General features: G+C 42.6%; 1 protein-coding gene. It reads left to right on the forward strand.

Annotated elements, in window-relative coordinates:
- The coding region (locus B0E34_RS00015) for a 2-oxoglutarate and iron-dependent oxygenase domain-containing protein (RefSeq protein WP_306460652.1) at positions 1-230 on the forward strand (230 nt) is incomplete at both ends.

Raw genomic sequence — 230 nt, forward strand, 5'->3', positions numbered from 1 at the left:
AAACGAAACAGAAGTATGAGATTCCGGGAATTGGCGGACAAAGAGGCTATGAACCATTCGGTAAGGAGACTGCAAAAGGCTTCAAAAAGGGAGACCTGAAAGAGTTTAGGCATTTCGGACAGTATGTGTCTGATGATTCCCAATACAAAAGCGCGTATCCTGATAATGTGATCGTTGAACAACTTCCAAAATTCAACGAGGTAGGTAAAGAAGCTTACCAGATCCTGGAA

The organism is Chryseobacterium mucoviscidosis (assembly GCF_002177115.1).
GTDB classification, from domain to species: Bacteria; Bacteroidota; Bacteroidia; order Flavobacteriales; family Weeksellaceae; genus Chryseobacterium; species Chryseobacterium mucoviscidosis.